10 protein-coding genes are annotated in these 12,133 nt (G+C 44.8%); 5 read left to right on the top strand and 5 right to left on the bottom strand.

Features of this window, described 5'->3' with window-relative positions:
* Nucleotides 1–55: 55 nt before the first annotated feature.
* Nucleotides 56–1,012, top strand: a complete 957-nt coding sequence (ispH, locus tag ACED60_RS06510) for a 4-hydroxy-3-methylbut-2-enyl diphosphate reductase (RefSeq protein WP_029222924.1) — start codon at nucleotides 56–58, stop codon at nucleotides 1,010–1,012.
* A gap of 154 nt (nucleotides 1,013–1,166) precedes the next feature.
* On the opposite strand, the gene btsR is transcribed toward ispH, so the two are convergent.
* The 3 genes from btsR to ACED60_RS06495 all read right to left on the bottom strand — a co-directional run bounded on the left by btsR (nucleotide 1,167) and on the right by ACED60_RS06495 (nucleotide 5,426).
* On the bottom strand, nucleotides 1,167–1,898 hold the full coding sequence (gene btsR / locus ACED60_RS06505) for a two-component system response regulator BtsR (RefSeq protein WP_009848448.1): 732 nt from the start codon (nucleotides 1,896–1,898) through the stop codon (nucleotides 1,167–1,169).
* Nucleotides 1,899–2,003: 105 nt separating this feature from the next.
* Nucleotides 2,004–3,674, bottom strand: coding sequence for a sensor histidine kinase (locus ACED60_RS06500; RefSeq protein WP_017103001.1), 1,671 nt, complete (start codon nucleotides 3,672–3,674; stop codon nucleotides 2,004–2,006).
* 258 nt (nucleotides 3,675–3,932) lie between these two features.
* Entirely contained in the window at nucleotides 3,933–5,426 is a 1,494-nt protein-coding gene (locus ACED60_RS06495; RefSeq protein WP_009848450.1) for a carbon starvation protein A, read from the bottom strand.
* Between the two features lie 334 nt (nucleotides 5,427–5,760).
* Between ACED60_RS06495 and ACED60_RS06490 the strand changes: the two genes are divergently transcribed.
* The gene (locus ACED60_RS06490) at nucleotides 5,761–6,111 is read left to right on the top strand and encodes a DUF2799 domain-containing protein (RefSeq protein WP_009848451.1); all 351 of its coding nucleotides are present in this window, start codon (nucleotides 5,761–5,763) and stop codon (nucleotides 6,109–6,111) included.
* A gap of 116 nt (nucleotides 6,112–6,227) precedes the next feature.
* Here ACED60_RS06490 and murQ read toward each other — a convergent pair whose 3' ends face one another.
* Together murQ and ACED60_RS06480 are read right to left on the bottom strand one after the other, a co-directional pair.
* Nucleotides 6,228–7,148 (bottom strand): N-acetylmuramic acid 6-phosphate etherase, encoded by a 921-nt coding sequence (murQ, locus tag ACED60_RS06485; RefSeq protein WP_032555324.1) that lies wholly within the window; start codon nucleotides 7,146–7,148, stop codon nucleotides 6,228–6,230.
* Between the two features lie 45 nt (nucleotides 7,149–7,193).
* Nucleotides 7,194–8,309, bottom strand: coding sequence for an anhydro-N-acetylmuramic acid kinase (locus ACED60_RS06480; protein WP_009848453.1), 1,116 nt, complete (start codon nucleotides 8,307–8,309; stop codon nucleotides 7,194–7,196).
* A 121-nt stretch (nucleotides 8,310–8,430) separates the two neighbouring features.
* Between ACED60_RS06480 and nagZ the strand changes: the two genes are divergently transcribed.
* From nagZ to tyrA, 3 genes are all read left to right on the top strand, one after another.
* Nucleotides 8,431–9,420 carry a beta-N-acetylhexosaminidase gene (gene nagZ, locus ACED60_RS06475; protein WP_017103005.1) on the top strand — a complete coding sequence of 330 codons (990 nt, stop codon included), beginning with the start codon at nucleotides 8,431–8,433 and terminating at the stop codon, nucleotides 9,418–9,420.
* 246 nt (nucleotides 9,421–9,666) lie between these two features.
* Nucleotides 9,667–10,740 carry a 3-deoxy-7-phosphoheptulonate synthase gene (locus ACED60_RS06470; protein ID WP_017100675.1) on the top strand — a complete coding sequence of 358 codons (1,074 nt, stop codon included), beginning with the start codon at nucleotides 9,667–9,669 and terminating at the stop codon, nucleotides 10,738–10,740.
* A gap of 117 nt (nucleotides 10,741–10,857) precedes the next feature.
* Complete coding sequence (tyrA, locus tag ACED60_RS06465) at nucleotides 10,858–11,985, top strand: bifunctional chorismate mutase/prephenate dehydrogenase (protein WP_371727171.1); 1,128 nt, start codon at nucleotides 10,858–10,860, stop codon at nucleotides 11,983–11,985.
* Nucleotides 11,986–12,133 lie beyond the last annotated feature (148 nt).

Raw genomic sequence — 12,133 nt, 5'->3', positions numbered from 1 at the left:
GCGAACCTCGCTGACAGCGAACTCTATAGAAACAACCTTAGTACCGCGGTAAATGATGAGCAATGAAATGAAAATAATGTTAGCTAACCCTCGTGGCTTTTGTGCCGGTGTCGATCGTGCGATCAGCATCGTAGAGCGCGCTCTTGAACTGTATCAGCCACCGATTTATGTTCGCCATGAAGTGGTGCATAACCGCTTTGTTGTTGAAGGGCTCAAGCAACGTGGTGCTATTTTTGTCGAAGAGTTAAGTGAAGTACCAGACGATAACATCGTGATCTTCTCGGCTCACGGTGTTTCTCAAGCGGTTCGCAAAGAAGCGAAAGAACGCGAGTTAACGGTATTTGATGCGACGTGTCCTTTGGTGACTAAAGTTCATATGGAGGTTGCTCGAGCGAGCCGCAAACATATGGAAGTAGTATTGATTGGTCACGCGGGTCACCCTGAAGTGGAAGGCACTATGGGTCAATACGCTAGCCAAGCTGGTGGTATGTATTTGGTTGAAAGACCAGAAGATGTACAGAACTTAGTCGTGAACGATCCAAGTAACTTACATTATGTTAGTCAAACCACGCTGTCAGTTGATGAAACTGCAGACGTGATTGAAGAGTTACGTCGCGTATTCCCTGAGATCCAAGGACCACGTAAAGATGATATTTGCTACGCAACACAAAACCGTCAAGACGCAATTCGTGAGATGGCTGGTGATGTCGATGTCGTGATAGTTGTTGGCTCTAAGAACTCATCGAACTCTACTCGTTTAAAAGAGCTAGCTGAGAAGCTAGGCACGCCAGGTTATCTAACCGACTGTCCTGAAGACATTCAAACTGAATGGGTTGAAGGGAAAAAGAAAATTGGTGTGACAGCGGGTGCTTCAGCGCCTGAAGAGCTAGTAAACCAAATCTTAGATCGTATTCGTGAGTTGGGTGCTACCGAGGTTGAAGAGATTCAAGGTCGTGAAGAGAACATGTTCTTCGAAGTACCAAAAGAGCTGCAGATTAAGCAAGTCGACTAGTCTCTATGGATTGGTGACAAGATCGATTCGTAACTTTATCGATTCGCAAACAGTATCGATTTGCAAACACTATTGATTTGTAAACAGCAGGAAGCCAACGTTGATGCGTTGGCTTTTTTGATCGTATTTTGGAAAAAAGTCGAAACTTATGGGGTTACTGGAGACCGAGTTGCTCCTTTAAAGCCTTTAAGTAACGACGACTGACAGGTACTTCAAAGCCGGTCAGTGTGATGATCTCCGCTAATCCATTCTCTAACAGTTTGATCTCTTGGATCGATTTTATATTGATCAAATACTGTCGATGACAGCGGATCAAATCGGTCTTTTCTTCCAAGATCTTTAGCGTCAACTGCGAGGTTGCCGTTTGTGATGAGCTGCGTACGTGGACACCACTGATATCTGAATAAGCGCACTCGACCGTTTGGCTCGCCATGATCACAATGCGGTTGTGGCCGATACACGGGATCTGCTCTAAGTGGCAGGGAGCAATCGCAGATATATCTTGTTCTGGCGCTTTCTGGTTCAGCTTGATGACCTTATTCAGACGACAAACACTCTTGTTTAATCGACAAGGTTCAACCGGCTTGAGTAGGTAATCAAAGGCATTGTCTTCAAATGCTTGAATCGCATATTGGTCGTAGGCGGTGACGAATACCACGTAGGGCATGGTGTCTGGATCAAGCATGCTTAACAGTTCAATTCCGGTAACCTGCGGCATTTGGATATCCAAATACACCACATCAGGCTTGAGCAGATTGATCTGTTTCAGTCCTTCGATCGCGTTACTCGCTTGGCCAATGATTTCTACTTGTCCGGTTTCAGTCAGTAGTTCAATCAGCTCTTCGCGAGCAAAAAGCTCATCATCGACAACTAATGCCTTTAACATCCTACAATCTTCATTTTGGTTCTATCCCTGCTTGTTTCACGCTTTTCTTTTAAATGTCGGCTTCTAAATGTTTCAACTCGGAGTGATTCGTCTCCGAAAATGCCTTTATTTCAGTATAGGTATGATAAAGCTCATTCGAGTAAATTGCTGTGGTTGAGATTCTATTTTTAGTGCTGAATCTTGTCCAAAGAAATTAGTGAGTCGTTTATCAACAATCTCCATGCCTAATCCAACGTGATCTTGGGATGGCTTCTGATAATTACCAGCATTGTCTTCAACGATTAACTTGAATCCACCCTCGAAAGCCTCGCTATAGATCTTCACTTTACCGCCTTCCAACATATTAGATATCCCATGTTTGATGGCGTTTTCTACCAGCGGTTGCAGGGTAAAGCTCGGCAGTTGCGACTCGTATAGTTGTGAGGCGATATCCCATTCGACTTCTAATCGGTCAGTAAAACGTGCTTTTTCAATAGTTAGGTACGCATTGACGTGCGCCAGTTCGTCTTTGAGTTTCACTGTATTGATGTTCTGCTTCAGATTACTTCTAAAGAAGTGAGAGAGATGCTGAATTAGTTCTCGTGCTTTATCAGGGTCACGGCGTGTAACTGCACTGATGGTGTTGAGTGCATTAAACAGGAAGTGAGGATTCACCTGTGCATGCAGCAGTTTGATTTCCGCTTGGGTGAGCAGCGTTTGCTGTTGCTGATAATTACTAAACAATATCTGGCTCGACAATAGCTGAGCGATACCTTCACCCATCGACATGTTGATGGTCGAGAATAGTTTCAGCTTTGGCTCATACAGTTTGATGGTTCCGACCACTTCATTACCCGCGCGCAGTGGAATAATAAGCGCAGAACCCAATTTACAATCTTGCGATAGAGAACATTGGTACGGGTTTTCTTTGCCATCAAGGTAGATGATGTCGTTTTGTTCCATCGAGGTAAGCGTGCTCTGCGATGAAATCGGAGTGTTAGGTATGTGGTGTTCATCGCCAATGCCAACAAACGCGAGAATTTTTTCTCGGTCGGTGATCGCCACCGCACCAACGTTGGTCTCTTCGTAAATGATGCGCACGATTTTTTGCGCATTATCTGAATTGAATCCACCATGCAAAATACCCACCGAACGTTCGGCAATGGTTAATGCGCGGCGTGAGAAAGTTGCCGAATATTTTTCGAAGATGGTTTTCCGATCTTGGATGATGCTCATGAACAGTGCCGCACCCACAGAGTTAGCAATGATCATTGGCGCGGCAATATCAGAAACCAGAGCATAGGACTGCTCGAATGGTTTCGCGACCGCTAACAGAATTAGCATCTGAATAATTTCTGCAAACAGGGTTACCGAGAACACCACCAACGGATTAAACAGTTGGCTAGCTTTGTTCTTTCTAACCAAGTAAACGTGCAATAGGCCGCCAATCAAGCCTTCAGCTGTGGTCGAAATCGCACAAGCTAAGTCTGTGAAGCCGCCTAATGAGTAACGGTGAATACCGCCAGTAAAGCCGACGGCAAAACCAACGACAGGACCGCCAAACAGACCTCCCATTACCGCACCCATCGCGCGAGTGTTGGCTATGGCGTCATTAATCTGCAGTCCAAAATAGGTGCCCATAATACAGAACAGAGAAAACAGAACATAACAGCTGACTTTATGACTTAAGCGTGAAGAGATGCTCAACAAAGGGAGAATCAACGGGGTTTTACTTAGCATGTAAGCTATTACTAAGTAGACACAGGTTTGTTGCAGCAGAGAGAGAATGAGTTCCATATTTTCACCTATTGAGACGCTTGTTAAGTGTAAAGCTCATTGAGGCTGAAAGGTAGCTTTGCTTTTTGCTGGTTGTCTTTCTTTTGTAAAGTGGAAACTAACGTATTCAGTGGTTATGGATAAAATAATAAAGCCCATCATACATGATGGGCTTTGATCTTAGATTCCAGTTCATCAAAGATGTGGTGGAACAAGCGAAGTGTTTTTGGCTTTCTTATTCTCCTCTTTCTATGAAGAGTGAGAATGTTTCGGGGAAAGCTAAGCTGTTTTTGTTACGGGCTTTGCTTCCTTTTCTGATTCTTCATCAGCAAGGTCGATATCGCCTTTGCCTTTTGAAATTTTGATAACGTAAGCTGCGATACCGAATGCACTCACTACGCCGATGATGGTTGAAAGCTGCATTGGCAGACCGAAGCCTAGCTGACTGTTGTTCAGGATGAATGTAATACACACAGAAGTCATGAACACAGCTGGAACCGTTGTTACCCAGTGCAGTTTATTGTGACGAAGTAGGTAAGCTGAAGCCGTCCACAGCATCATTACTGCTGTTGATTGGTTAGCAAAACCGAAGTAACGCCAGATGATACCGAAATCTACTTGAGTCAGGATACCACCGATAACGAACAGTGGTAGAGCCATCAGTAGGCGGTTACGCAGTGTCTTCTGTTCCATGTTGAAGTATTCAGCAAGGATAAGACGGCTTGAACGGAACGCTGTGTCACCAGAAGTGATAGGTAGGATAACCACGCCAAGGAAAGCAAGGATACCGCCAAATACACCCAGTAGGCCAAATGAAGCGCTGTATACCACGTTACCTGGGCCGCCGTTTGCAATCGCGTCAGATAAAGACTCAACTGAACCGAAGAATGACAGAGCAAGCGCACACCAGATTAGAGCGATGATGCCTTCACCAATCATTGCACCGTAGAATACGAAGCGACCGTTCTTCTCGTTTTCCATACAACGCGCCATCAAAGGAGACTGAGTTGCGTGGAAGCCAGAGATAGCACCACAAGCGATAGTGATGAATAGAGCAGGCCAAAGTGGTAGGTCATTCGGGTTCATGTTGGTGAACATGTCTTTCATCTCGAAGCCACCCATGATTTGGTGCTCGTCAGATAGACCAATCGCAGTGATTAGGCCAACAGACATAAAGATAAGTAGTGCACCGAACAGTGGGTAGAAGCGGCCAATGATTTTATCGACAGGGACAATCGTTGCGATGATGTAGTAAGCAAAGATGATAACAACCATGGTTGTTGCAGACATTGCGAAATCAGTTTGGTCGTTGACGAGGTTAGTGATCATGCCTGCTGGAGCAGAAACGAATACCACACCAACAAGAAGCAGTAGAACAATGGCAAAGATGTTCATAAAGTGTTTTGCGCCATTGCCTAGGTAACGTCCAGTGATGGTTGGAACCGAAGCACCACCATTACGGATAGATAACATACCTGAGAAGTAGTCGTGTACTGCACCTGCGAAGATACAACCTAGAACGATCCAAAGCATTGCTGCTGGGCCGTAAAGAGCACCCATGATAGGGCCGAAGATTGGACCGACGCCTGCAATGTTAAGCAGCTGAACTAGGTAAACCTTTGGTGTTGACATTGGAACGTAGTCCACGCCGTCTTGCTTGGTGTGAGCGGGTGTTTGACGCTTTTCATTGACACCGAATATCTTTTCGATAAAGGCACCGTAAATAAAGTAGCCACCAATGAGTGCTGCAACACAGGTAAGAAACCACATCATAATTTGTTATCCCTGAATGTATTAATTAAGTCAGGGTGTATATTAAAGGAGTGTATGAGAAGAAACTTCCGCTACTGGAGTGAGTGGTCGAATAGCTAATTAAGTGGTGTTATAACCGGTTTAGTGGTTTGTGACCTTTGCGGAGCGGTTGGTTACTGGTGTTGAGAAGTGTCATGCTTCTAGTTAGTGGTGACTTATCAGCTTTAAGCGGTAATCAATAAATATCAACGGCAGATAACAGACATAAGTGGACATCAGTCAGTGTTCAGCGGAGAATCGCCACAAAGGCAGCGCTTCGTCAGAAAGTGATGAAGTAACAATATAAAGGATTGAAATGAAAAAAATAATCGCATTATTCGCCGTGGCATTTAGCCTTGCAGGATGCAGCGCCAATGTTCAAGATTTAGCGGCCGAAGGCAATTGGCAAGAGATTGGCTATCGTGATGGTATCAAAGGCCACACTCAGCGTTCTTATTCAGATATGGCCGAGCTTGGCGGAGTCGATCAAGCTAGCTATACAGAAGGTTACCATTTAGGTGTGACGGAATATTGTAATCCGAACCATGCTTATCAAATTGGTTTATCTGGTCAGGTGTATGAAGGCGTGTGTTCTGGTACGGAAGACGCTCAACGTTTCCGTATGGAATGGCAACGTGGCTGGGATGAGTTCTCAAACGACTATTAAGCCCAAGCTAGCGATAACAAATTAAAACTAAAAAAGACCAGTACTGCATGTGTACTGGTCTTGTTGTATGTCGTTAAAGTCACTCTCTAAATGAGAAGCTACAAACAGAATTGAGATTACTGATTATTCTCGACCGCTTTTCTCAAGAAGCCATTTTGTTGATCAAGTTGAGCCTTGGCCAGTTCTAAATCTAGCCCTGTCAGAATCATTAAAATAGATAGCTTCACATCATAATCGGTGTTTTTAAGTGTCGAAACTGCAAGGGCTTTATCACATTCAGTTGCTTGGATTACGATACGAGCTGCGCGGGCAACCAGTTTTTCGTTGGTCGCCTTTACGTCGACCATCAGGTTCTGATAGCTCTTACCAATACGAATCATGCTCGCAGTGGTGAGCATATTAAGCACCAGCTTTTGTGCTGTCCCTGATTTGAGTCGTGTTGAACCAGTCAATGCTTCTGGGCCAACCACTGGGCTAATTGCGATTTGAGCAATCTCAGCAATTGGAGAGCCTGGGTTACAAGACAGCGCAACCGTCACCGCACCAATCTGATTCGCATAGTTGAGCGCACCAATCACGTAAGGTGTACGGCCACTGGCTGCAATGCCTACCACGACATCGTTTTCTGTAAATTGAATGGCTTTCAGGTCTTCAATACCGAGAGTCAGCGAGTCTTCCGCTCCCTCTTTGGCTTTTAAAATCGCTTCTGGTCCGCCAGCGATTAAGCCGATAACCATTTTGTCTGAAACACCGAAAGTCGGAGGGCACTCTGAGGCATCTAATACACCTAATCGACCACTGGTGCCTGCACCCATATAGATCAGTCGGCCACCGTTTTGAAAGGCGTGAGCGATCTTGTCAACCGCTTTCGCGATCAGTGGTAATTCGGCTTCGATCGCCAGTGGTACCTGTTTGTCTTGTTGGTTAATCTTTTCAACCACTTCGAGAGAGGTGAGTAGATCAATATCCATAGTGTCAGGGTTTCTCCCCTCCGAAACGAGGTGCGAGAGCGCTGATATGAGAGCGTCGTTACTCATAATGATCCTTAAATGGTGATTCTAAAATGATGGTTCTAAAGTTGTTTAGTCAGCACGATAGAGAACGCCTAGAGAGGCCGCTCTGCTCGCGCCAGTCACTTCTGGTAAATTGCTTGGCAGTTGATGAACATGACGTTGAGCAAGCCACGCAAAGGCCATAGCTTCCATATAATCGGCATCAACGCCTTTACTGGTGGTTGACTCAACCTCCCAGCCAGGAAGCAGTTCAGACAGTCTCTTCATCAACAGTGGATTTCTCGTACCCCCGCCACACACATAGAGCGCAGGTTGGTTACCCAAGCGATAAGTCTCCACTTCATTCGCTATCGTCAATGCAGTGTATTCACAAAGTGTGTGCTGAACATCTTCTGCCGCAAGGTCTTTAAATTCTGTTAATTGTTGCTCTAACCACGGTAGATTAAATAGCTCCCTGCCAGTGCTTTTCGGCGGCATTTGAGATAGATAAGATTCATTTAATAACTGTTCGAGCAAGGCTTGATTGAGTTGACCTTTAAGTGCGAATTGCGCATCACGGTCAAACTTCTCACCCGTGTGCGTATCAACCCAAGCGTCCATCAACATATTGCCCGGGCCTGTATCATAACCAAGAGTAGGCTGATTCGGGCGCAGTACTGAAATATTCGAGATACCACCAATATTCAAGACTACAACCGAGCTGTCTCGCGGGTGAAAAATCGTATGGTGAAACGCGGGGACTAATGGCGCACCTTGTCCGCCAAGCGCCATGTCTTTGCGTCTGAAGTCGGCAACAGTTTGAATATCTGTTTTAGCGGCAATGATATTAGCGTCACCCAACTGCATGGTAAATGGCGAAGTACCGGTTGGCTGGTGGAATACTGTTTGGCCATGGTTCCCAATCGCAGTCACAGAAGATGCAGGCGTACCTGACTTATCGAGAAGTTGCAGAACAGCATCAGCAAATAGATGACCAAGCTGGTGGTCTAGTTCGCCAATGGCAATCAAATCCGTTTTCTGACCAATACAAACTTCAAGCAGACGCGCTTTGAGATCATCAGGCATTGGGAACTCATCATGAGCGAGCAATGTGATGCGCGAATCTTCAATCGAAACTAAGGCGGTATCAACACCGTCCATACTCGTCCCCGACATCACACCGATATACAGTTCTTTACGATCCATTCCTAAGCTCTTGCACTGCATTCTTAAAGTCTTCCAAAGATTGGTTTAAAAACATTGTAAAGCAAATTTAAAGAGAATAATCTCGGGAAGTTTATGAAATTAGGTTTAATAAGGGATAAATATGGGACCGTTGTGGGTAGATGTCGCGGGCTACGAACTGACAGCTGAAGACAGAGAAATTTTAGAGCACCCAACCGTTGGTGGTCTCATCTTATTCGCTCGAAACTACCACGATAGCAAACAGCTTTCGGCGTTAAATAAAGAGATCCGCAAGGTCGCGAAACGTCCTATTTTGATTGGCGTTGACCAAGAAGGTGGCCGAGTTCAGCGCTTTCGCGATGGCTTTTCAATTATCCCTGCCGCTCAAGAATTCGCGACTAAGAATAATGGTGAGCAGTTAGCAGAACAAGCCGGTTGGTTGATGGCGGCGGAATTGATTGCCCATGATATCGATCTGAGCTTTGCGCCTGTATTAGATAAAGGTCACGACTGTAAAGCGATTGGTAGCCGAGCGTTTGGTGAAGATATTGATACCATCGTTCGCCACAGCAGTGCTTTTATTAAAGGCATGAAATCGGTTGGAATGGCGACAACAGGGAAGCACTTCCCAGGACACGGCGGTGTAATTGCTGATTCGCACTTAGAAACGCCTTACGATCCTAGAGATGATATCTTTGAAACAGACATGGCCATTTTCAAGGCGCAAATTGAAGCCGGAATATTGGATGCCATGATGCCAGCACACGTGGTTTTCTCTCACTATGATGATCAACCAGCGAGCGGCTCTGAGTATTGGTTGCAGAAAGTATTGAAGCAGCAGCTTGGATTCAAAGGCTTAGTTTTTTCTGACGACTTAACGATGGAAGGCGCGGCCATTATGGGCGGACCAGCAGACAGAGCGAAAGCAGCTTTGAATGCTGGCTGTGACATGGTGCTGATGTGTAATAAGCGAGATGCACAAATTGAGGCTCTTGATCATTTAGCGATTCAAGAGGTGCCTTTAGCCAACTCATTGCTTAAAAAGCACAGCTTTGATTTATCGACGCTTCACTCGGATAGTCGATGGAAAGAGGCCTCAGAGCAAATTAAGCGAATGTTAAACGCTGGGTGATAAATAAACACTCTATAAGTTTGAAGAAGGCGATATGAGAAATATCGCCTTTTTTGTATGTGTGAGGTGCAGTTTAAGCTGGTTTGTGTATCAGAGTGAATTAAAGAAGATGTGTAAGTTTTAATTTACAGTAAATGTTTTTTATTGTTTACACTTGCAATCGTTTTTGTAGCTGTTATTGTGTTTTTAAAGATTGTCAGCCCAAATGGAAATCGTGGGTGTAAAAATAAATATACAGGTTGAGTTATGCAGAAAAGTGAATTAAGCAATGTCAATATCATCGACGAACAGGTACTGATTACTCCTGAGGAGTTAAAAGCAAAACTGCCTTTGAGTGATAATGCTCGTCGTTTCATTCAAGAGTCTCGTCAAACTATAGCAAACATTATTCATAAGAAAGATCATCGCATGCTTGTAGTATGTGGCCCATGTTCTATCCATGATATTGAAGCTGCGAAAGAATACGCGAAACGCTTAAAAGCTTTATCTGAGCAGCTTAGCGACCAACTGTATATTGTAATGCGTGTTTACTTTGAGAAGCCTCGTACGACTGTTGGTTGGAAAGGCTTGATCAATGACCCACATCTAGATGGTACGTTCGATATTGAGCATGGTCTGCATGTTGGTCGTGAGTTACTTGTTGAACTTGCGGAGATGGAAATCCCACTAGCGACGGAAGCGCTAGATCCAATTAGTCCGCAATACCTAGCAGATACATTCAGCTGGGCTGCAATCGGCGCTCGTACGACTGAATCACAAACTCACCGTGAAATGGCGAGTGGTCTTTCAATGCCAATCGGCTTTAAGAATGGTACTGACGGTAACTTAGGTACTGCAATTAATGCGATGCAGGCTGCTTCTTCTAGTCACCGTTTCATGGGTATCAGCCGTGAAGGTGAGGTTGCACTGCTAACGACGCAAGGTAACCCAAACGGTCACGTTATTTTACGTGGCGGTAAGCAAACGAATTACGATTCAGTATCAGTACATGAATGTGAACAAGAATTGGGTAAATCTGGTTTAGAAGCTGCGTTGATGGTTGATTGCAGCCATGCGAACTCTCGTAAAGATTTCCGCCGCCAACCGCTGGTGGCTGAAGACGTTATCCACCAAGTGCGTGAAGGCAATAAATCGATTATTGGCCTGATGATTGAGAGCCACATTAACGAAGGTAATCAGCCGTCAGATATTCCTCTAAATGAGATGAAATACGGCGTTTCTATTACCGACGCGTGTATCAATTGGGAGTCAACTGAGGCACTATTGAAACATGCACATACGGAGTTAGTCCCGTTTTTAGAGAACCGCCTGAAAGGTTAGTCAGAGTTTAAATTTAAGTGCCTCATCTAATGGGGCATTTTAAGATCTGTCGCTAACGAACCTGCGTCAGTGCGGGCTTTTAGATTAGCGCGGGCTTATAGATGAGTAAGGAATAAAATGGCCGTTGAACTGAACGAATTACGCGACCAAATCGATGCTGTCGATAAACAAATGTTGGATTTACTGGCTCAACGACTGGCTCTAGTAGAGAAAGTCGGCGAAGTAAAAAGTGAACATGGTTTACCTATTTATGTACCAGAACGCGAAGCTGCGATGCTGGCGTCTCGCCGTCAAGAAGCCGAGAGAATAGGGGTTCCGCCACAGTTAATCGAAGATATTTTGCGTCGTACTATGCGTGAGTCTTATGCCAGTGAAAAAGATTCTGGTTTTAAGTGTCTTAACCCAGAGTTGCGTTCAGTGGTTATCGTTGGTGGTAATGGTCAACTTGGTGGTCTGTTTGGCCGTATGTTCAAGCTTTCTGGTTACGAAGTGAAAATCCTTGGCAGCCAAGATTGGGACAAAGCCGATGAGATCTTAGATAATGCTGGCCTTGTGGTTGTAACGGTTCCAATTCACCTGACAGAAGGTGTGATTGCGAAGTTGGGTAACCTACCAAGCGATTGTATTCTGTGTGATTTGACGTCGATAAAATCAAAGCCTCTACAAGCTATGTTAGACATGCACCAAGGCCCTGTGGTTGGATTACACCCAATGTTTGGTCCTGATGTTCCAAGCCTTGCGAAACAAGTGATTGTTTACAGTGATGGGCGTGGCTCTGAAAGCTACCAATGGTTGCTGAATCAATTTGGTATTTGGGGCGCGAGCCTTTGCCAGATGGATGCTGCGGAACACGATCACGGCATGACTCTGATTCAAGCTCTTCGTCACTTCACTTCTTTTGCTTACGGCTTGCACCTAAGTAAAGAGAACCCGAACATTGATCAACTTTTGAAGTTAAGCTCGCCAATCTACCGACTTGAGATTGCGATGGTTGGTCGTCTGTTTGCTCAAGACCCGAACTTGTACGGCGATATCATTCTTTCTTCAGATGAGAACATTGAGATGATTCGACGTTTCCATAGTCGTTTCGGTGAAGCATTGGAAATCTTGGATGGGAAAGATAAAGCTAAATTCGTTGATAGCTTTAATCAAGTCAGTGATTGGTTTGGCGACTACTCGCAGCAGTTCTTGCAAGAGAGCCAAAGTCTTCTAAAACAAGCACATGACTCGATTCATCGTGGTTAATACGATTTGAAATCATAAAAAAGAGCGACCATTTGGTCGCTCTTTTTGTTTGTGCTGAACGCTATGAAAGCATTTGGTCTACTGTAGGCTAAAAGCAATGAGATCATCATAGGCCAAATCAATATCCCTCAATAACCAATAACCAATA

Origin of the sequence: Vibrio sp. 1F279 (assembly GCF_041439815.1) — a bacterium.
Classification (GTDB): Bacteria; Pseudomonadota; Gammaproteobacteria; order Enterobacterales; family Vibrionaceae; genus Vibrio; species Vibrio tasmaniensis_A.
The sequence above is the reverse complement of the archived record's forward strand: the minus strand, read 5'-3'. Positions and strand labels throughout refer to the sequence as shown.

What these genes read in the sequence shown, in the direction of transcription:
- ACED60_RS06490 (WP_009848451.1), top strand. Translation starts at nt 5,761, where the DNA reads ATGAAAAAAATAATCGCATTATTCGCCGTGGCATTTAGCCTTGCAGGA.
- ACED60_RS06495 (WP_009848450.1), bottom strand. Translation starts at nt 5,426, where the DNA reads ATGATGTGGTTTCTTACCTGTGTTGCAGCACTCATTGGTGGCTACTTT.
- ispH (WP_029222924.1), top strand. Translation starts at nt 56, where the DNA reads ATGAGCAATGAAATGAAAATAATGTTAGCTAACCCTCGTGGCTTTTGT.
- nagZ (WP_017103005.1), top strand. Translation starts at nt 8,431, where the DNA reads ATGGGACCGTTGTGGGTAGATGTCGCGGGCTACGAACTGACAGCTGAA.
- tyrA (WP_371727171.1), top strand. Translation starts at nt 10,858, where the DNA reads ATGGCCGTTGAACTGAACGAATTACGCGACCAAATCGATGCTGTCGAT.
- ACED60_RS06480 (WP_009848453.1), bottom strand. Translation starts at nt 8,309, where the DNA reads ATGGATCGTAAAGAACTGTATATCGGTGTGATGTCGGGGACGAGTATG.
- btsR (WP_009848448.1), bottom strand. Translation starts at nt 1,898, where the DNA reads ATGTTAAAGGCATTAGTTGTCGATGATGAGCTTTTTGCTCGCGAAGAG.
- ACED60_RS06500 (WP_017103001.1), bottom strand. Translation starts at nt 3,674, where the DNA reads ATGGAACTCATTCTCTCTCTGCTGCAACAAACCTGTGTCTACTTAGTA.
- ACED60_RS06470 (WP_017100675.1), top strand. Translation starts at nt 9,667, where the DNA reads ATGCAGAAAAGTGAATTAAGCAATGTCAATATCATCGACGAACAGGTA.
- murQ (WP_032555324.1), bottom strand. Translation starts at nt 7,148, where the DNA reads ATGAGTAACGACGCTCTCATATCAGCGCTCTCGCACCTCGTTTCGGAG.